16 protein-coding genes, 1 tRNA gene and 1 pseudogene are annotated in these 20272 nt (G+C 59.7%); 12 read left to right on the top strand and 6 right to left on the bottom strand.

The genetic code is table 11. The annotated features are described in order from the left end of the window. Positions 1–11: 11 nt before the first annotated feature. The 3 genes from rpoB to rpsT form a co-directional block, all read right to left on the bottom strand. The gene (gene rpoB, locus SynA1825c_RS03355; RefSeq protein WP_186470276.1) at positions 12–3305 is read right to left on the bottom strand and encodes a DNA-directed RNA polymerase subunit beta; all 3294 of its coding nucleotides are present in this window, start codon (positions 3303–3305) and stop codon (positions 12–14) included. Between the two features lie 267 nt (positions 3306–3572). Further along, positions 3573–4358, bottom strand: a complete 786-nt coding sequence (locus tag SynA1825c_RS03350) for a TatD family hydrolase (protein WP_186470990.1) — start codon at positions 4356–4358, stop codon at positions 3573–3575. Between the two features lie 73 nt (positions 4359–4431). Further along, positions 4432–4740 carry a 30S ribosomal protein S20 gene (rpsT, locus tag SynA1825c_RS03345; protein ID WP_186470989.1) on the bottom strand — a complete coding sequence of 103 codons (309 nt, stop codon included), beginning with the start codon at positions 4738–4740 and terminating at the stop codon, positions 4432–4434. Positions 4741–4848: 108 nt separating this feature from the next. Between rpsT and hisD the strand changes: the two genes are divergently transcribed. Then, positions 4849–6171 carry a histidinol dehydrogenase gene (gene hisD, locus SynA1825c_RS03340; RefSeq protein WP_186470275.1) on the top strand — a complete coding sequence of 441 codons (1323 nt, stop codon included), beginning with the start codon at positions 4849–4851 and terminating at the stop codon, positions 6169–6171. Positions 6172–6173: 2 nt separating this feature from the next. On the opposite strand, the gene rpiA is transcribed toward hisD, so the two are convergent. Together rpiA and SynA1825c_RS03330 are read right to left on the bottom strand one after the other, a co-directional pair. After that, positions 6174–6890, bottom strand: coding sequence for a ribose-5-phosphate isomerase RpiA (gene rpiA / locus SynA1825c_RS03335; RefSeq protein WP_186470274.1), 717 nt, complete (start codon positions 6888–6890; stop codon positions 6174–6176). A 37-nt stretch (positions 6891–6927) separates the two neighbouring features. Further along, entirely contained in the window at positions 6928–7992 is a 1065-nt protein-coding gene (locus SynA1825c_RS03330) for a trypsin-like peptidase domain-containing protein (RefSeq protein WP_255477119.1), read from the bottom strand. 283 nt (positions 7993–8275) lie between these two features. Between SynA1825c_RS03330 and SynA1825c_RS03325 the strand changes: the two genes are divergently transcribed. From SynA1825c_RS03325 to SynA1825c_RS03285, 9 genes and pseudogenes are all read left to right on the top strand, one after another. Further along, positions 8276–8542: a hypothetical protein gene (locus tag SynA1825c_RS03325; RefSeq protein ID WP_186470273.1), complete on the top strand. Its 267-nt coding sequence runs from the start codon at positions 8276–8278 to the stop codon at positions 8540–8542. A 96-nt stretch (positions 8543–8638) separates the two neighbouring features. Then, complete coding sequence (gene grrP / locus SynA1825c_RS03320; protein ID WP_186470272.1) at positions 8639–9550, top strand: extracellular substrate binding-like orphan protein GrrP; 912 nt, start codon at positions 8639–8641, stop codon at positions 9548–9550. Between the two features lie 34 nt (positions 9551–9584). Next, on the top strand, positions 9585–9923 hold the full coding sequence (gene grrA, locus SynA1825c_RS03315; protein ID WP_186470271.1) for a GrrA/OscA1 family cyclophane-containing rSAM-modified RiPP: 339 nt from the start codon (positions 9585–9587) through the stop codon (positions 9921–9923). Further along, positions 9920–11065 (top strand): cyclophane-forming radical SAM/SPASM peptide maturase GrrM/OscB, encoded by a 1146-nt coding sequence (grrM, locus tag SynA1825c_RS03310; RefSeq protein WP_186470270.1) that lies wholly within the window; start codon positions 9920–9922, stop codon positions 11063–11065. Before grrA ends, grrM begins: the two co-directional genes overlap by 4 nt. A 156-nt stretch (positions 11066–11221) precedes the next feature. Next, positions 11222–11689, top strand: coding sequence for a ribosome maturation factor RimP (gene rimP, locus SynA1825c_RS03305; protein ID WP_186470269.1), 468 nt, complete (start codon positions 11222–11224; stop codon positions 11687–11689). Between the two features lie 56 nt (positions 11690–11745). Next, the gene (gene nusA / locus SynA1825c_RS03300; RefSeq protein WP_186470268.1) at positions 11746–13221 is read left to right on the top strand and encodes a transcription termination factor NusA; all 1476 of its coding nucleotides are present in this window, start codon (positions 11746–11748) and stop codon (positions 13219–13221) included. Next, a complete protein-coding gene (locus SynA1825c_RS03295; RefSeq protein WP_186470267.1) occupies positions 13218–13499 on the top strand; it encodes a YlxR family protein in 282 nt (93 codons plus the stop codon). Before nusA ends, SynA1825c_RS03295 begins: the two co-directional genes overlap by 4 nt. Before the next feature lie 62 nt (positions 13500–13561). Continuing rightward, positions 13562–16948 carry a translation initiation factor IF-2 gene (gene infB / locus SynA1825c_RS03290; protein WP_186470266.1) on the top strand — a complete coding sequence of 1129 codons (3387 nt, stop codon included), beginning with the start codon at positions 13562–13564 and terminating at the stop codon, positions 16946–16948. Beyond that, a pseudogene (locus SynA1825c_RS03285) lies at positions 16948–17505 on the top strand (low-complexity tail membrane protein); the annotation flags it as partial. The gene infB and the pseudogene SynA1825c_RS03285, both read left to right, overlap by 1 nt. A gap of 630 nt (positions 17506–18135) precedes the next feature. On the opposite strand, the gene SynA1825c_RS03280 reads toward SynA1825c_RS03285, so the two are convergent. After that, positions 18136–18300, bottom strand: coding sequence for a photosystem II assembly family protein (locus tag SynA1825c_RS03280; RefSeq protein WP_370523209.1), 165 nt, complete (start codon positions 18298–18300; stop codon positions 18136–18138). A gap of 136 nt (positions 18301–18436) precedes the next feature. Between SynA1825c_RS03280 and SynA1825c_RS03275 the strand changes: the two genes are divergently transcribed. Then, positions 18437–18509 (top strand) — tRNA-Thr (locus SynA1825c_RS03275). A 72-nt stretch (positions 18510–18581) separates the two neighbouring features. Beyond that, positions 18582–19796, top strand: coding sequence for a DUF389 domain-containing protein (locus SynA1825c_RS03270; protein ID WP_186470264.1), 1215 nt, complete (start codon positions 18582–18584; stop codon positions 19794–19796). Positions 19797–20272 lie beyond the last annotated feature (476 nt).

The following is a 20272-nucleotide window of genomic DNA, read 5'->3' as shown; positions in this document are numbered from 1 at the left end:
TCGTTGGTCCGTCAGTCCTCGTCGTAATCCGCGACGCCGAGGGATTCGTAGGTAGGTCGACTGGGCGTGCTGCGACGTGGGTTCACGTCTTGCATCAAGTCAACTTCCTTGCCTTCATCGGTGAACACAGCGATGTCGAGACCCAGGGACTGAAGCTCGCGCATCAGCACCTTGAAGGATTCCGGCGTACCGGGGCGGGGGATCGGTTTGCCCTTGACGATCGCGTTGAGGGCTTCGTTACGGCCCTGCATATCGTCGGACTTGACCGTCAGCAGCTCCTGAAGGGTGTAGGCAGCGCCATAGGCCTCCAGTGCCCACACCTCCATCTCTCCAAGACGCTGTCCACCTTGCTGGGCTTTACCGCCGAGAGGCTGCTGAGTCACCAGGGAGTAGGGGCCAGTGGAGCGGGCGTGGATCTTGTCGTCGACCAGGTGCACCAGTTTGAGGAAGTGGGAATATCCCACCGCCACCGGTTGGTCGAAGGGTTCGCCGGTGCGGCCATCAATCAGCTGCAGCTTGCCGGGATCGTCAGGGTTGTAGATCCAGTCTTTACCGGGCTGCTTGGCCGCTTCCTTGAGGTAGGCCTCAACGGTCTGCTGCGACTTCTCGGCGCCGTACATCTCATCGAAGGGAACCACCTTGACGCGGCAATCGAGGTTGGCGGCAGCCCAGCCCATTAGCAGCTCGAACACCTGACCGACGTTCATCCGGCTGGGAACACCCAGGGGATTCAGCACGATGTCGACGGGGGTGCCATCGGGCAGATAGGGCATGTCCTCCCGAGGAAGGATGCGGCTGATGATGCCTTTGTTGCCGTGACGGCCAGCCATCTTGTCGCCGACCTGGATCTTGCGACGCTGGGCCACGTAGACACGCACCACCATGTTGGCGCCAGGGGGTAGCTCATCACCCTGCTCTCGGGTGTAGATCCGCACGTCGACGACGCGACCGCGCTCGGTGCTGGGAACACGTAGGGAGTTGTCGCGCACATCGCGTGCCTTCTCACCGAAGATGGCGCGCAGGAGCTTTTCTTCCGGCGGCTGGTCTGACTCACCCTTGGGCGTCACTTTGCCCACCAGGATGTCGCCGCTTTCGACGAAAGCGCCGATCCGGATGATGCCCATTTCATCCAGGTTGCCGAGACTCTCCTCCGCAACGTTGGGAATCTCGCGGGTGATCTCTTCAGGGCCGAGTTTGGTCTGACGGGCTTCGATCTCGTACTTCTCGATGTGCACCGAGGTGTAGAGGTCATCGTTCACCAGACGCTCGCTGACGAGAATCGCGTCCTCGTAGTTGTATCCCTCCCAGGGCATATAAGCGATCAGAACGTTCTGGCCCAGGGCGATCTCACCGCCTTCACAGGCCGAGCCATCGGCTAGTACCTGACCAACAATGACGCGGTCGCCTTGACGAACGATCGGACGCTGATTCAGGCAGGTGTCTTGGTTGGAGCGCTGGTACTTCTGAAGGAAATGATTGTGATCATTGCCATCGTCGTCCTGCACCACGATCGCCGTGGCGTCCACGAAGGTGACGGTGCCGTTGACCCGTGAAATCGGCACCATGCCGGAGTCGCGTGCCACCTGGGTTTCAAGCCCAGTGCCCACCAAGGGACGCTCAGGGCGCAGCAGAGGCACTGCCTGACGCTGCATGTTGGAGCCCATCAACGCACGGTTGGCGTCGTCGTGCTCCAGGAACGGAATCAGAGAAGTTGCAACGGAGATCACCTGAACCGGTGAGAGCTGCACGTAATCCACCTGCTCAGGAGGGACTTTCTCGAAGTCCTGGCGGTAGCGGACGGGAATCAGATCAGCGAGGATCGAACCATCACTGTCGGTGGCCACATCGCCTGGGGCGACACGGCATTCATCCTCCAAATCAGCCGAGAGGTAGATCGGATCACCCTCCTTTAAAACCCGTCCGTTCTCAACTTTCCAGAACGGGGTCTCGATGAATCCATATTCATTGACCCGGGCGTGGGTGGCCAGGGAGTTGATCAGGCCAGCATTGGGACCTTCAGGCGTCTCAATGGGGCAGAGACGGCCGTAGTGGGATGGGTGGATATCACGAACGGCGAAACCGGCACGCTCACGAGTCAGACCACCGGGGCCGAGAGCTGAGATGCGGCGCTTGTGGGTGAGCTCTGCCAGAGGGTTGGTCTGGTCCATGAACTGACTCAGCTGGCTGGAGCCAAAGAACTCCTTGATGGCCGCCACCAGAGGTTTGGGATTCACCAGCTGAGCAGGGGTGAGGGAGTCGGTCTCACCCACAGTCATCCGCTCTTTGATGATCCGCTCGAGCCGGTTGAGGCCAACACGGACCTGGTTCTGCAACAGCTCACCGACCGAGCGGACACGACGGTTGCCGAGGTGGTCGATGTCATCCAGGCTGGCGCCGCCGACATCCAGCTCCAAGTTGATTAGGTAGTCCAAAGTGGAGAGCACGTCCTCATGGGTGAGGGTGCGCACCGAATCAGGAATGGTGAGGCGCAGCTTTTTGTTGATCTTGTAGCGGCCTACACGACCGAGGTCGTAGCGCTTGGGATCGAAAAAGCGGGTCTGCAGCAGCTGCTGACCGCCGCTGACCGAGGGAGGTTCGCCGGGGCGCAGCTTCTTGTACAGCTCAAGAAGCGCTTGATCCTCAGAACTGATGCCTTCATCGTTAGCGGCATCTATCGACTTTTTGTAATACTCCGGGTGGCGGAGTTTATCGATCACATCGTTATCAGACAAACCCATCGCGCGCATGAGCACGTGGGCATTGATTTTGCGGGTTTTGTCGACACGAACATGCAGCAGATCGTTCTTGTCAGTTTCAAATTTTAGCCAGGCTCCACGGTTTGGAATAACGCTGGCGTTGTAGGTGCGACGACCATTCTTGTCCATTTCATCTTTGAAATAGACACCAGGGCTACGAACAATCTGGTTGACGATCACACGCTCAGCCCCATTGATGATGAACGTTCCCCGTTCGGTCATCAACGGGAGCTCACCAATGAAGACTTCCTGCTCCTTGATTTCGCCGGTTTCCTTGTTTACCAGACGACAGGTCACATACATCTGTGATGCAAAAGTGGCATCACGACGCTTGGCTTCTTCGACGTCGTGGCGCGGACGCTTCAATCGGTACTCGCTACCGACGAAATGCAATTCGAGCTTGCCGGTGTAATCGGTGATCGGGGAGAAGCTCTCAAGCTCCTCGATCAGACCTTTCTCCAAGAACCACTTGAAACTGGCACGCTGAACCTCCACCAGATCGGGCAGATAGGTAGCGGTCTTGGCGACCTGAATCGCGCTGCTGCTCATGCGGAGACCTGCAGGTATCAGAGGGGACAGAGGGGCCTGAAGTAGGCAGCGGCTCAAACTCGAAACTGGCAGCCAACACAACGGTGGTCATCCCCACGGGGAGGGACAACCACCGTGATCACTGGCTTCAGAAGACTCGGGTCAGAACAGCTGACGTCGTCAATGCACCGGACGGTAATGGACGCTTCGGGAGCCCAAGCACAGAAAACCGTGCTTGGCCAGGCCAATAAATCATCTTACACTTTCGCGCATGATCCCTTGACCAACTCAAGGAAGACCAAAGAGTCGACGGGCGTTGGCCGTGGTGTCTTCAGCCACCTGCTCCAAAGACTGCTCCCTTAATTCGGCCACACGCGCTGCGACGGAAGCCACAAACGCAGGCTCATTGCGTTTTCCGCGCCGTGGCACGGGGGCCAGAAACGGACAATCCGTCTCGACCAAGAAACGATCCTGCGGAACCTGCCGGGCGCAGTCATGCGTAGGCGTGGCCTTGGGGAAGGTCACGGTGCCACTGAAACTGATGAAGAAACCCAGTTCGAGGAATTGGTCCATTTCATCGGGGGTGCCACCCCAGCAGTGCATCACGCCTCGCGGGCACTCCCCCTTCTCTTGACGCCGACGCAATTCCTTCAACATCGGATCGGCCGCATCGCGGCAGTGGACGATCACGGGGAGATCGAGCTCGACCGCTAAATCCAACTGGGGACGAAGAACCGCGAGTTGCTCATCCAGATTCTTGTCGCGGAAGAGATCCAGCCCGAGCTCGCCGATGGCCACCACACGGGCATCAGCTTGAGCCGCCTGCCGCAGAACCTCGGGCGTGTCCTCGCGCCAATGCTCGGTATCAAGAGGATGCACCCCCACCGAGTAACGCATTTCCGGAAACTGATCGGCAAGGGCGCGGATCGCAGGGATCTCGCTGGGCTCGACACAGGCATGCAACAACGACTTAACACCAGCCTCTCGCCAGCGGGTTGCGACCTCGTCGAGGTCTTCTTCAAAGTTGCGGAAGACGATGTGACAGTGACTGTCAATCAATGCCGGGATGGCCATTGGATCCTGAAACGCGCCTTCAGGATCCATTTTGCAGGGATGGGCCTTCGACTTGCTTTTAAAGCGACTGGAATCAGCCGGCGGTCGTCGGAGCTGGATCGATGGCCTTCTTCACCGCCACACTGAGACGTGCTTTCTGATGGGCACCGCTGTTGCGATGCAGAACGCCGCGCTTGACCGCCTTGTCGATTTTGCTGAAGGCCGCATTCAGGCTGGATTGAACAGTGGCCTTGGCTTCATCGCCAGGAGTAGCGGTGTAGGCATCACAAGCACTGAAGCAGCGCTTCATGAGAGTGCGCATGGCGGACTTGTAAGCCTTGTTCTGGAGGCGGTTGCGCTCAGCGATCTCGACGCGCTTCTTTGATGACTTGTTATTGGCCACAGAGCCGGATTTCAGATCGACAATCTGCAACCATAACGCACCCCCCTTCTCTTCACCATCACATCACCCGGTGGGCCTTAGCGTGCCCAAACATGACGCTGGGCGTTGATGAGCACCCTGAGCACTGATTCAATCCAATCCGGACTGCCCAGGTGTCTCCACAACACAGCTGATGCTGAACACCAGCTCGACCTGATTTCCAGACGCACCACCGGGTCAACCCAGCAGGACGCGACCACCACTGTGGAATCGATCCTCGACCAAGTGCGCAACGACGGGGATGAGGCAGTGATGGCGCTCACCGAGCAGTTCGATGGGTTCCGGCCTGAGCCTCTTCAGGTCTCTCCGACAGAGTTGCATCAGGCCTGGGATCAGACTCCCGCCAATCTGAGAGATGCCCTGGAGCTGGCGCACCGCCGCATCCAGGATTTTCATCAGCGCCAGAAGCCTCAGAATCTCGACGTCAAGGGGGTCCACGGAGAACAGCTCGGTCGCCGCTGGCGGCCGGTGCAGGCAGCAGGCCTATACATCCCTGGCGGGCGGGCGTCTTATCCCAGCACTGTGCTGATGAACGCGGTGCCTGCCAAGGCAGCCGGGGTCGAGCGGGTGGTGATGGTCACCCCCGCAGGCCCTGATGGAACCGTCAACAGAACGGTTCTGGCAGCTGCCCATCTCGCCGGCGTTCAGGAGGTGTACAGAGTGGGTGGGGCTCAGGCGATTGCCGCCCTTGCCTTCGGCACACAGTCCATTCCCCGGGTCGACGTGATCAGTGGCCCTGGAAATCTTTACGTCACCCTTGCAAAAAAGTTGGTCTACGGCCAGGTCGGTATCGACTCGCTCGCAGGCCCCAGTGAGGTGCTGGTGATCGCCGATGCCTCGGCCTCCGTGACCCAAGTGGCCTCAGACCTCTTAGCTCAGGCAGAGCATGACCCCCTGGCTGCTGCAATCTTGCTCACCACATCGCAGGGCCTTGCTGATGCCCTGCCAGCGGAACTGGAACGACAGCTCGCAGGGCATCCACGCGAACAGATCTGCCGTCAGTCGCTGGAAGCATGGGGCCTGGTGGTGGTCTGCGACAGCCTTGAGGAATGCGCCTGCCTGAGCGATCGCTTTGCTCCCGAACATCTGGAACTGTTGGTCGAACGGCCCCGGATGCTCGCCGACCGGATCCAGCAGGCCGGCGCCATCTTCATTGGCCCCTGGAGTCCTGAGGCGGTTGGTGATTACTTGGCAGGCCCGAACCACACACTCCCCACCTGTGGATCAGCCCGCTACAGCGGCGCCTTAAGCGTGGAGACCTTCATGCGCCACACCTCGATGATCGAGTTCAGCAGGGAGGCCCTGGAAGCGACCGGGGGGGCTGTGATTGAGCTGGCTGGCAGTGAAGGGCTGCACAGCCATGCCAATTCTGTCCGCGTACGCCTGAACTGAGATCAACCAGCCTTCTCGAGGCTGCGCACACCGGCGACACCATCGCTGACCTCACCGACCAGCACGTCATCGGCGATGTTGACGAACAGGCCGTTCTCAAGCACTCCGGGAATGTTGTTGATCTCGCGTTCGAGGGCCACAGGATCAGCAATTCCACCGTTGAAACGCACATCCAAAACGAGATTGCCCTGGTCAGTCACCACAGGTCCAGCCTTGCGTTGCGCCATGCGCAGCTCGGCTGCACCATCCATGCCGGTCAATTGCTGCTGCACCTGACGCCAGGCTCCAGGCAACACCTCAACCGGCAGCAGAAACCCAAGGTTGAGGCGGTCCACCAACTTGGTGGAATCCACCACGACGATGAAACGATCCGCGCGAGCCGCCACCAGCTTTTCCTGAACGTGACAGGCACCGCCCCCCTTGATCAGCTGAAAAGAGGGATCAACTTCATCCGCACCGTCAATGGCCAGATCGATTCGGTCTACGGCATTGAGGCTGAGGAGGGGGATCCCCAACTCCGCAGCCAGCACCTCACCCTGGAAGGATGTCGTCACCCCAACGATGTCTTTGAGCTGCCCTGACGCCAGTCGCTGACCTAGGCCCTGAATCATCAGAGCCGCCGTCGAACCGGACCCCAGACCGACAACCATGCCATCACGGAATTGTTCGACCGCCGCCTCGGCGACGGCCCGCTTCATCTGGTTCTGAAGATCTGACATCACGCAGGATTAATCCGGCGCGACCGTAGCAAGGGTCTTAACTGAACCCTGGCAAGGGCTCTGGCTCGACTGAGAGTTGGAGATCTTTCTGACCGCGAATGATCTGAAGCGGCAAGGGCCGGTGAAGCTCGGCTTGATCCACTTGCTGGAGGAGTGTCTGGGGGTCGGCAACCGGCACTTCGCCGGCCTTCACCACCAGGTCACCCCGACGCAGCCCGGCTCGCTGGGCAGGACTATCCGGCAGAACCGACTGGACCAGTGCACCAGAACGTTCCGGCAATTCCACCAACGCGTTGGGATCACTGTTGTGTTCTCTGGCGATTCGTGCGGTGAGTGGCACCAGCTGCAAGCCCAAATAGGGGTGGACCACTTCACCAGCCTCCTGCAGCTGATCAGCCACGCGCCTCGCGAGGTTGATGGGGATCGCAAAACCAAGACCGGCGCCAGGACCCGAGCGCACCAGGGTGTTGATCCCGATCACACGCCCCTCGGCATTGACCAAGGGGCCACCTGAATTACCAGGATTAATGGCCGCATCCGTCTGAATCAGATCCAGTCGCTTGTCGTTGAAGCCAAGACTGCTGATGTTGCGATGCAGGCTGCTGACGATCCCAAGGGTGACGGTTCGCTCCAATCCGTAGGGAGTGCCCAGAGCAATGGCCCAATCACCGACATCCAAGGCATCGGAATCACCCAGACGGGCCGGCTTCGGAGGAGCCTCGCCCTTCAGACGCACCAGTGCCAGATCCGTGATCGGGTCACGGCCGACAACCACCCCATCGCGCTGCTCTCCGTCGGCAAGAGTGACGCCGACATCCTCCACCTGCTCCACAACATGGGCATTCGTGAGTACCAGGCCTTCTCGGTCGATGATCACGCCTGAACCTTGCCCCCGTTGACGCTCGGGGCCGTAGCCCGGCTCGCCAAGCAGGTCACGCAACAGAGGATCAATCAAGTTGGGATCAAAGGGTTGTCGCTCCACAACACGTTCGGTGTCAATGCGAACGACCGCGGGAGCCACATTGCGCACAGCATCAGCCACAAAGCTGTGGGGGCCTGGGACTGGTGTAGAGGCCGCCTCCACAGGGGGCCCCACGGTCAGAACGATCGCTGACAACACGGCGAACCAGCGGACAATCAGCGAAGGAAACGACGAACCTTGAGGCACAGCTGGAGGCGCAAGCTCTCGGTGCACGCTAGGGCTGTCCTTCCGTGATAAGCGGTACAGAACGAGGATCCAGCGAGCAGCATCCACAGATGCGGTTTCTCCTCGCTGCGACGGAAAACCCCATCCTTGGCAGCACCATCAGGTTGCACCCCAGCCGTCAGCAAGCTTCATGGGTCGAGATCCAGCACTAGTGTCCGCACAATTCCGCCCCGATTCGATGAGCCTTGCCACTGATCAACGTGAGCGTTGCCCTCTTTGTGAGGTGGAGATCCATGGTCAAGGTGGGCCAGCCGATCGGGTGATCTTCAGCCGCGGCACCCCTGGCAGCCGCAGCAAACTTTGGGCCAGGGTGTGTCAGTACCTCAAGAGCGATGCGCAGCGCAGCCGATGCATCAATCAGGACCCCGAGCTCCGCGGAGACTGTCGTCCAGGAGATGGTTTTGAGGAAATCGACGCCATTCAAATCGGCGACAGCATGCCCTGATCCTGATCCGTTTTGGGCAGGTTTTGTCCACACACGCGTGGACGCTTTCCAGCGGCGTGTCTAGAGGTAGCGAAACGGATCTGACGGGTTTTCACCATGCGCCTGATCAAGACGGCCGCAACGGGCCTGATCGCTTTGTCTTCGATTGCTCTGGTTACTTCCCAGAACGCAGCGTCGAGCTCAACCCATACAGCCACGTCCGCCAGCGTTTACGACACAGGCAAGCTGCGTGCTGTGGTGATCGGCGACGCGTTGCCGATGGTCGAAAAAAATGGCGACGGGTATGACGGATTGTCCTTCGTGGTGCTGGATGCGATTCGCGACCAGATCAACGTCTCGCCTCTGAGAAAGGACAAGGACGTCTCCATCGAGCCTGTGGCCGTGAGTTCCCCTACCGAAGGGCTCGATAAAATTCGTTCTGGCGACGCAGACATCGCCTGCGGTGTTGACTTCAGCTGGCAGCGCCAGCGCACTCTCACCTACACACTCCCGTTCGCGATGGGTGGCGTCAGGGTGCTTGCCCCAGCCGGTAATGACGGCACACCTGAGAGCCTCAACGGCGAAACTGTGGGCGTGGTGAAAGACACCCTCGCCTCATCGGTGCTGGCGTCATCGGTGGACAACGCCACCTTCAAGTTCTTCGACAGCCCAGGCGATGCCTTGGCCGCCATGAAAGACGGCAGCATCGAATTTCTGGGCGGAAACACCCTCTGGCTGAGAGCCAATCAGGCAGCAACCGCACCGGATGCAGCCCTGGTGCCGACCTTGCCTTACGCACGTTCGAGCATCGCCTGTGTGGTGGCCGACACCACGCCGAAGCTGCTCAACATCAGCAACCTGGCCATCGGTCGCCTGCTCTCCTCTTACATCAACGACAACACCGAAGTGCGCTCAGCCATCAACCAATGGATCGGTAAAGGCAGCAGCGTTGGTCTGAGCGACGACCAAATCGGCAGCTTCTTCTCGATCGTGCTCTCCACATCCGCTGAATTCTCCAAGCAATCCTGATTTCGACTGCTTCAGATTTTCCGCATCTTTAACCATGAACAAGACCAGTCTTCTCAGCCTCGCCGCCGTTCTGGCCACGAGTGCTGCCCTCTGCGAATCAGCGCAGGCCGCTGTGCACAGCGCGCCTGATCTTGGCAACACGCTCGAGCAGCGCATCGAGCGCATGAGCCCCGAGGCCTGGGCCGTTCTGGAGCAACACGGCATTGCCGGCGATGAAGTCATCGCCCGAGCCTGGGGCAATGGCAATGGTCGCGCCTGGGGTAACGGTGGACGTCGTTTCGGCAACGGCGGCGGCTTCCTCAATGGCGGCGGCTTCCGCAACGGCGGCGGCGGCTTTGCCAACGGATACCGCGGCGGATTTGCCAATTGGTGAACCATTCCGATTACGGCCCGATCGGGCTGCTGGTGATCCAGTCGACGTCGCTCTGCAATCTCGACTGCAGTTACTGCTACCTGCCGGATCGCCAGCGGAGGAACATCTTCGACCTTGAGCAGCAGCTCCCTCTGCTGCTCAAACGGATTTATGAGAGTCCGTTCTGGGGCCCACACCTATCAATCCTCTGGCATGCCGGCGAACCGTTAACCCTGCCCACGCACTTTTACGACCGCGCGACATCACTGATCCACCAACAAACGTCGGAGCTCCAAAATCAAGGCGTGGTCGTTGAACAACATGTTCAAACCAATGCCACATTGATCAATGACGAATGGTGTGACTGCTTCGAACGTAACGACATTGTTGTTGGCGTCAGTGTGGACGGTCCGGAGGACATTCACAACAGCCATCGTCGCTTCCGCAACGGCAAAGGTTCCCATGGCATGACCATGCGTGGCATTCGCAAGTTGCGCGAACGGAACATTCCGATTCATGCCATCTCCGTTTTAACGGCAGACGCTTTGGATCAACCGGAGCGGATGTATGCCTTCTTCCGGGACGAGGACATCCTGCATGTCGGTTTCAATGTGGAGGAGCAGGAAGGCGTCAACCTCAGTTCGTCCATGCAAGGCGAGGAGAAAGAGCAGCGTTATCGGGCCTTCCTCGCCAAATTCTGGTCTTGCAATCAAAGGGATGGATTCCCCGTCAAGGTGCGTGAATTTGAGCAGGTGATGGGGATGATCGCTGGGGGGCAGCGTCTGCGTCAGAACGAGATGAATCGGCCATATTCCATTCTGAGCGTGGATGCCAAAGGCAACTTCTCCACCTTTGATCCAGAACTTCTCTCCGTCGAAACAGAGCGATACGGTTTATTCAATTTGGGCAACATCCGCGATCTCTCACTGATCGAAGCCACGAAAAGTGACGTCTTTCAGACATTGCTCAACGATATGAATTCGGGGATGGAGCGATGCAAACAGGAGTGTGACTATTACGGCTTCTGCGGAGGGGGAACTGGCAGCAACAAATACTGGGAGCACGGCAGCTTGGATGCCAGCGAAACCTGTGCTTGTCGCTTTTCAAGCCAAATACCCGTTGATGTACTGCTAGAAAAGCTGGAAACCGCAGCTGGAGCCTGAGTTTCCCAGGGCCTCTGACATCACCGTCAGGTGGCGGATCAGCTCGGGTTCCGCCATCCCGTAGATTGCTGTTAGGCCCGTTGAGTTCCTCTCTTCGGGAGGGTGATCACTGCATCAACCATCGGGCCAAAGCCCGAGACCACCCTCAACCTCTCCTTGCCTCATCCTCTTCTGCCGGATCTAACGACCCTGGCATCGGCCACCGCCGAACGCCATGGTTTTGAGATGGTCAGCGTCCAGGTACTGACCCACCTTCAACCGATGACGCTGCAGATCCAAATCCGTTGCAGCAATGGTGAGGATGTTTCCCTGGACGACTGCGCTGGCTTCAGCGCCCCGATGGGCGAGGCCATCGAAGGATCCTCGCTGCTCACGGAGGCGTATGTTCTGGAAATCAGCAGTCCCGGCATCGGAGACCGTCTCCAGTCAGACAGAGACTTTCAAACCTTTCGGAGCTACCCCGTGGACGTTGTCTACACAGACGGCGACGGTCACGAGCAACGTCAGTCAGGGACATTGCTGGAGCGCACCGCAGATCACGTACAGATCAACATGCGCGGCCGGGTCAAACGCATCCCACGGGATTCAGTGATCAGCGTCGAACTCACCAGCCCCACCGGCTGAACTGATCGCAATTACCGCTCAGATACCCCTCTCCTTTCCCTCCTCTCGCGTCTGCCATGGCACTCGTTCTTCTTCCTGGCCTCACCAACCTGATCGATGACATCAGCGAGGAGAAAAAACTCCCGCCTCAGGTGGTAGAAGCCGCTCTAAGGGAAGCCCTACTTAAGGGATATGAGCGCTACCGCCGCACCCTTTACCTGGGAATCGGTGAAGACCCGTTTGATGAGGAGTATTTCAGCAACTTCGATGTTGCCCTCGACCTGGACGAGGAGGGCTATCGGGTGCTGGCCAGCAAAATCATTGTTGATGAGGTGGAAAGCGAGGACCACCAAATTGCGCTGGCTGAGGTGATGCAGGTGGCGGAGGACGCACAGGCCGGCGACACGGTTGTTCTCGACGTCACGCCGGAAAAAGAGGATTTTGGTCGGATGGCAGCCGCCACCACCAAACAGGTGCTGGCCCAGAAGCTGCGGGATCAGCAGCGGCGCATGATCCAGGAAGAATTCGCAGATCTGGAAGATCCCGTTCTGACGGCGAGGGTGATCCGCTTCGAACGCCAATCCGTGATCATGGCGGTGAGTTCTGGACTCGGGCGCCCAGAAGTGGAAGCCGAGCTGCCGCGTCGTGACCAGCTCCCCAACGACAACTATCGCGCCAACGCGACATTCAAAGTCTTCCTCAAAGAGGTCAGCGAGGTTCCACGGCGTGGCCCCCAACTCTTTGTGAGCCGAGCCAATGCCGGTTTGGTGGTGTATCTCTTCGAAAACGAAGTTCCCGAAATTCAGGAGGGTTCGGTCCGCATCGTGGCGGTGGCTCGGGAAGCCAATCCCCCCTCTCGCTCCGTGGGTCCTCGCACCAAAGTCGCCGTGGACAGCATTGAACGCGAAGTCGACCCCGTGGGTGCCTGCATCGGTGCGCGTGGTTCGCGTATCCAGCAGGTTGTGAACGAACTGCGTGGAGAAAAAATTGACGTCATCCGCTGGTCACAGGACCCAGCGCAGTACATCGCCAACTCCCTCAGCCCAGCACGGGTCGATGTGGTGAGACTTGTCGATCCCGTCGGTCAGCATGCTCACGTGCTGGTTCCACCGGATCAGTTGAGTTTGGCTATCGGTCGTGAAGGTCAAAATGTTCGTCTGGCAGCCCGTCTGACCGGCTGGAAGATCGACATCAAGAACGCCAGCGAATACGACCAGGCCTCGGAAGATGCGGTCGTCTCAGAATTGATTGCCCAGCGTGAACAGGAGGAAGCCCTCCAACGCGAAGCGGAGGAACGTCTGGCTGCTGAACAGGCCGCACGCGCTGAAGAGGATGCGCGTCTCCGTGAGTTGTATCCGCTTCCGGAAGATGAAGAGGACTATGGAGCCGAGGAGCTGGCCGCAGCTGCCGAATCCGAGACCTACGAAGAGCTGGCTCAGATGGAAACAGCCGCCGAGGCCGATCTGGGAACCGAAGCTGACAGCGCAACTGCTGATGAGGCCAGTGCTGAAGAGATGACTGCTGAGGAAGCAACCGAGGAAGGAGCCCGGTGAACGACGTTCGCCCCGTCCTGCGTCGTTGTGTCGCCTGTCGCGAGCTGCTGGATCGCAGCCTGCTCTGGCGAGTCATCCGCGACCATCAGAACGGGGTTCTCCTGGATCAGGGCGTGGGGCGTTCGGCCTACCTCTGTCCAAAGGAGAGCTGTCTTGAGGAAGCACAGCGCCGCAAACGCCTGCCGAAAGCCCTGCGATGCCAGGTGCCTGACAGCGTGCTTGAGGAGCTGAGAGAGCGACTGATATCCGACACGGAATCAGACGCTGAGGCAAGATGAACACTGGCACCACCATGTGTGGCGCCCCGAGCACCTCGTGCGCGGACCGACCGGAGACCTGAATGACCAGCAGCGGCAAAGTCAGAATCTATGAGCTGTCCAAGGACCTGGGCCTGGACAACAAAGACGTGCTGGATGCCGCTGAAAAGCTGTCCATTGCGGCCAAGAGTCACAGCAGCTCGATCAGCGAATCCGAAGCAGGCAAGATCCGCACCCTGCTCAAGAGCGGTGGTGGATCCAACGCGACCTCAGCTCCAACCAAACCTGCTCCTGTCAAAGCCATCCTGTCGGTGAAGAAAGCCGCTGACACGCCGACAGCAGCACCGGTCAAACCGACACAGCCACGGCCCGTCGCTGAAAAGCCCGTTGCCACGCCAGCTGCTCCAAACCGGGCTACGGCACAGAAGCCCCCAGCACGACCAGCGGCACCGGCCAAACCTTCCGCCCCACAGGTCACGGCTCCCCAGAAGACAGCCCCGCAAAAACCGGTCGCTCGCCAGCAAACGATTGTTCGCCAGCAACCGGCACAGAAACCAGTGGAGCGCCGGTCTGGTGCCCCGCAGCAACCCACCCCGCGACCTGCTGCTGCGCCGGCGCCCAACAGGACCGCCAGTCGACCGACTGCTCCGCCGGCACGTCCCACAGCACCCAGTCCTGCAGCCAAACCGCGCAGCGCAGCCCCGATTCGCCGTGGGCCCGCTGACGGTGCACGTCCCTCGGCACCACCGCCGACACGACCCCAGCCCAAATCACCGATCAACAGAACTGCGCCACCTCCGCAGCGGCCAACCCGACCGGAATTAGTGGGCCGTCCCCAGCCGAAACGCCAAGGTGCACCTGCACGACCGGGTGCTCCTGCGCGTCCTGGTGCACCCCGTCCGGTCCCGGCAGGCGGGCAGCGCTCCGGATCCCCTCAGCGTCCAGCCGGTTCGCAACGGCCCGGAGCCCCCTCCCGCCCTGGCTCTCCTGCCAGCCGCCCTGGGGCCGGAAGGCCCGGCAACACCCTGGAGCTGGTTGGGAAACCAATTCGCCGTGATGGCAGCGGCAATCGCGGTGATGCAGGCCGGCCCGGCGGTGGACAGCGCGGCGGCGCTGCTGGCAATCGGCCTGCCATGCCAACAGGTATGCGCAAACCGGTCGCACCTGGTGAGCTCATGCAGCTGCAGAAGCCCACGGGTCGTCCGGCGGTTCCTCCACCACGTCGTCCTGATGGAACCCCCGTCAGCCCTCGTGGTGATGGTCCCAAGGCCACACCACCCTCCACTCGGCCGACCCCTCCGTCTCCGGCCAATGCACCGCGACGACCTGGATTCCGTCCGGGCGCAGGCCCAGGCGGCCAGCGCCGTCCCGGTCGTCCCGACTGGGATGACAGCGCCAAGCTGGAAGCACTCCGCAACCGCTCGCCACAGAAGCAGCGCCAGAAGGTTCACATCATCGGTGAGAACGATGATTCACTCGCAGCGCAAACCGGTGGGTTCGCTGGCGAGCAGGAGAACATGGTCTTGTCGGCGAGCTTGGCTCGTCCTGCCAAGCCCAAGTCGCAGCAAAGAACCACACCGAAACCGGTGGCAGCGATGCGCAAGCGTCGCAAGGAAACGGCACGTCAGCGTCAACGTCGCCGAGCCATGGAATTGCGAGCAGCACGCGAAGCCAAACAGGTACGTCCAGAAATGATCGTTGTGCCGGAGGACAACCTCACGGTGCAGGAGCTGGCCGACATGCTCAGCGTGGAAAGCTCCGAAATCATCAAATCCCTTTTCTTTAAAGGAATCATCGCCACGGTCACCCAAACCCTGGATATGCCCACCATCGAGACTGTGGCCGAGGAATTCGGTGTACCGGTTCTCCAGGACGACGTCGAGGAGGCGGCCAAGAAGACCGTCGAGATGATCGAGGAAGCCGATCGCGAGCACCTGATCCGACGCCCACCCGTCGTCACCGTGATGGGCCATGTCGACCACGGCAAAACCAGCCTGCTGGATGCCATCCGCAAGGCTCGCGTTGCCGCAGGCGAGGCCGGTGGCATCACACAGCACATTGGTGCTTACCAGGTGGAAATTGAGCACAACGACCAGGCCCGCAAGCTCACCTTCCTGGATACACCGGGTCACGAAGCCTTCACGGCCATGCGTGCCCGTGGCACCAAAGTCACCGACGTTGCCGTTCTTGTGGTGGCAGCTGATGACGGCGTACGTCCTCAGACCTTGGAAGCCATCAGCCACGCCCGTGCGGCGGAAGTACCGATCGTGGTGGCGATCAACAAGATCGACAAAGAAGGCGCCTCTCCTGACCGCGTCAAACAGGAGCTCTCCGAGCAAAATCTTTTGGCCGAGGAGTGGGGTGGTGATGTGGTGATGGTGCCTGTGAGTGCCATCAAGGGAGAAAACATCGACAAGCTCCTGGAGATGCTTCTGCTCGTCACCGAGGTCGAAGACCTTCAAGCCAACCCCGATCGCATGGCACGTGGCACCGTGATCGAAGCCCACCTCGACAAGGCCAAAGGCCCTGTGGCAACGCTGTTGGTTCAGAACGGCACCCTGCGCACCGGTGATGTGGTGGCCGCTGGCCCCGTGCTCGGCAAGGTGCGCGCCATGGTGGATGACGCCGGTCTGCGCCTCAAAGATGCGGGTCCGTCCTGTGCCGTGGAGGCGCTCGGTTTCAGCGAAGTACCTACCGCCGGTGATGAGTTCGAGGTCTATGCGGATGAGAAATCGGCGAGAGCCGTGGTGGGCGATCGGGCTTCCGATGCGCGTGCCACACGTCTCGCTCAGCAGATGGCGTCTCGCAGGGTGTCGCTCACCGCGATGTCCGGCCAAGCCAATGAAGGAGAACTCAAAGAGCTCAACCTCATCCTCAAAGCCGATGTGCAGGGCTCCGTGGAAGCCATCCTCGGATCCCTGGAACAACTGCCCAAGGATGAAGTCCAGGTTCGTGTTCTGCTCTCCGCACCAGGAGAAATCACCGAAACCGATGTGGACCTGGCCGCTGCGTCTGGCGCGGTGATCATTGGCTTCAACACGTCCATGGCATCGGGTGCCAAAAAAGCTGCTGATGCCAATGGCGTCGACGTTCGCGATTACGACGTGATCTACAAGCTGCTGGAAGACATTCAGCTGGCGATGGAAGGTCTGCTCGAACCGGAACTGGTGGAGGAAGCATTGGGCGAAGCCGAGGTGCGTGCTGTGTTCACCATCGGCAAGAGCGCTGTGGCGGGTTGTTACGTCACCACCGGCAAACTGCAGCGCAATTGCAAGGTGCGCGTGCATCGCGGCAAAGAGATCGTGTACGCAGGCGATCTCGACTCGCTGCGACGCAACAAGGACGACGTCAAAGAAGTGGCCACGGGCTTCGAATGCGGGGTGGGAACCGATCGCTTTGCCAACTGGCAAGACGGTGATCGCATCGAAGCCTTCAAGATGGTGACCCAGCGTCGCAAGCTCACCACCTGATGATCACGCGCCGAGAGCCACTGCTCTGGCTCCAGTTGATGGCCGTTGCCGTCATTCCCCTGGAGCTCGAGCTGCTCAGGCTTCTGCTTGCAGGACCTGCGCTGGGTCCAGTCCCGGCTCTCGAACGCCTTCTGATCTGGGGACTGGCGGTCATCGGACCGGGCCTCCTGTTATGGCGACGCCCTGCGGACTGGGGCTCCATGCTCTTGGTTCGTCTTCCCCTGCCTGGGCGGAGTCCTGATCAACGGCGCATCAGCGCGTTACCTCAGACACTTGCCCTGAAGGCGACTCTTGTTCTGGGGATGACACTCCTTCTGCTGAGCTTCTGGAGCATCGACCGATCGGCCCTCCTGGTCACTCAGATGTCACCGCTAGCCAATGACAGCCGTCTGACTGCGCTTCTGCTGGCAGGTCCCCTCCTCACCTTGATGCTTTGGCAGTGGCAACAGCTCTGGCAGTCGATCTGGCTTCTCACGCAACCAGACCAGGCCTTTGAAAAGATCAAGCCAATCAGCGAAGCTGAATTGCGTGATCGCACCGTGTCGTTCGGGCTGAGCATCCTGCAACTGCCAGCCCTCGAATGGCCGGCCCCCGAAACCCCCGATCCAGCCCCAACCGCGGCAGCTGCTGGCGTCGACGACTCCACCGCTGATGCCAGTGAGCCCGAAGCAGCAGCGGAGCTCGCAGACACCACCGAAGCCCCCAAAGCTGACGCCCTCGAAGCCGAAGATCCCGAAAAGCCAGCATCCATCAGCTCCGAAGAGGACGAGCCCGCGTTGCGCGCGACTGACGACCCCAGCAGCAGGTCTGAAACGGCGGCTGAACCAGAAGAGCTCGAAACAGGAGAGTCAGGGACGGACACTCCCAAAGACAACGCCGACGCTAGTCCGGAGCTCGCAGACACCACCGAAGCCCCCGAAGCTGACGCCCTTGAAGCCGAGGACCCCGAAACGCCAGCATCCATCTGCTCGGAAGAGGACGGGCCCGCGTTGAGCGCGACTGACGACCTCAGCAGCAGGCCTGAAGCGGCGGCTGAACCGGACAGCGCCGAACCGGACCAATCCGAACCTGAAGAGCCCGAACCAGAACAACCTGAGACCGAGGAGCCGAAAACAGACGACCCTGCGGCAGACGCTGAACCCTCACAGAAACCTGCAGACTCGGCTGACGATGCCGAATCGCTGAAATCAGCTGTCTCTGGATCGATCGAACCAGAGCAGGAAGCCGAAGAGGACGACGGCCCCGACCTGGATGGTGAGGTCACTGATGACAACTTGATCCCCGGCGGAGAGGCGGAAGGTCATCACAAAAAGGCCTAGGCCACCGGACGCAAACAACGCCAGCCAGAGCAAGCGGCGCAGGCCTCTCCATGGCGTACGAGACTCCTCCAGAAGCCTCTTACGCAAAGCGGGATCCAAGCGCGAATCTCCACCAGGTCCGTCGTTCAAAAGGATTTTGCGGGGCCTCGAATGTTAATTTCCTAGGGACGCCGATGTAGCTCAGCTGGTAGAGCAACGCTTTCGTAAAGCGTGGGTCGCCTGTTCAAGTCAGGTCATCGGCTTGGAATGATCCCTGCATTTGGGGCGAATCGTTGGGTCAGACAGACCAAACTGCACTGACCGTCTGACACTCCATGAACGCGGACAGCTTGTCCAGCAGGAAGCTCAAGCGACTGCACCGCAGTCACATGCGTGATGCAGAGCTGAATGAGGTGTTTCTCGTGCTGAGCGTGGGGGCAAGTCTGATCGCCACGCTGGGGCTGCTTGCCAACAGCGCTGCTGTGGTGATCGGCGCGATGGTGGTTGCCCCTTGGATCACACCGCTGCGGGCTGCTGCCTTCGCCATTCTCCTTGGGGAGGTGCGGTTGTTGGGACGATCGCTCAGGACTCTGCTGGTGGGGGTATCCACCACCACGCTGCTGTCGTTGATCCTGGGTTTGGTGGCCGGTCTCCCCAAATTCGGAGCAGAAGTCCTGACCAGGACCGAGCCCAACCTTCTGGATCTAGGCATTGCCCTCGTGGCTGGGGGATTGGCGACCTACGCCAAATTGCGCAGTGATGCGGTGAGTTCCGTGGCAGGAACAGCCATTGCCGTCGCCCTCGTGCCACCGGTCTGTGTCATGGGTCTGCTGCTATCGCATCAGCGCTGGAGCGAGGCCTCCGGAGCTGGCCTGCTTTTCACCACCAACCTGCTGGGGATCCTCACTGGCGGCCTCATGCTGATGGCTTGGAAAGATCAGCAATTCCGCCATGTACTGCGTCGCAGTCACCTGAGTGCAGCCAGTTTTCTGCTCACAGGCCTGTTGTTAATTCCCCTGGGAAGCAGCTTTGTGAGCCTGCTGGGGCAGGCCCGCAAAGACAACACGAGAGACATCGTGCAAAGGACCATTCAACGCTTTCTGACCAAGGAGACCCTCACCTTCGGAGACCCTGAATCCGTTGATGTGGAGCGGGTGGATATCGATTGGGATCAAAACCCACCGGTGATTCGTGTGGTTGTGCGTGTCGCTGACCCCAACCGCCCCACATTCACACAAGTGTCGAAAGTGCAGGAGGAAATCAATCGCCGCCAACCGATTCGCTTCAGGATGGTGGTTCAACGCACCGCAGTGGATGTCGTCGGTCCCAAAGAACAACCCAACGAAAACAGCCCTGAAGCCCGACAGCTACTGAGCCCTCCACCGATCCCAGAAGCTCCCGCACCGTCGCCAACCGAGGCAATCACAGGGGATGATGCGCAGTCAGGAGATGAGCGTGGGCTCACCCAAGACTCAGCGCCATTGACCATGGAAGCGGAAGCACAACCCAAACCAACCACACAAGAGTTGACCGAAGATCAGCAACCCTGACATCAGCCATGGCTTGATCGGTGGTGATGGTCTGAATTCGCCAAAGCCGCACCCAGTGCAATGCACAGAGTTTCAGAGCCCATCGAAGGCGCTTTAAACCAAGCAATCGTCCAATCTTTGCACTGAAAAACCAGGCAAAAGCGAGAAACAAGCAGGCGCAATCTTAAAAAGCAAAAATAAACCTGTAAAACGATCACTTTCAATCCCTCACTGCTGACACTCTCTGTAGACCTTGGCAAGAGCCGGCTCGCCTTCCCATCAAGGAGTTAGGCCTGGATTGACGCCAGGCAAAGGCTTGATGTCATTCAATTCTCTGGTTTAAAAATCCAAGACCCTTCAATATTGAGCCACATCAGCTGAAATCAAGCGAACCACCTTGCGACGCGAAACAACTGTCTTCAAGGGTTTCATGGTCCTGCAAAGGAATCACCAAGCCACCTGCTCGGCGGGGGCTTGGTGATTCAACTCAAGCTGAA

The organism is Synechococcus sp. A18-25c, from assembly GCF_014280035.1.
GTDB lineage: Bacteria > Cyanobacteriota > Cyanobacteriia > PCC-6307 > Cyanobiaceae > Synechococcus_C.
The sequence above is the reverse complement of the archived record's forward strand: the minus strand, read 5'-3'. Positions and strand labels throughout refer to the sequence as shown.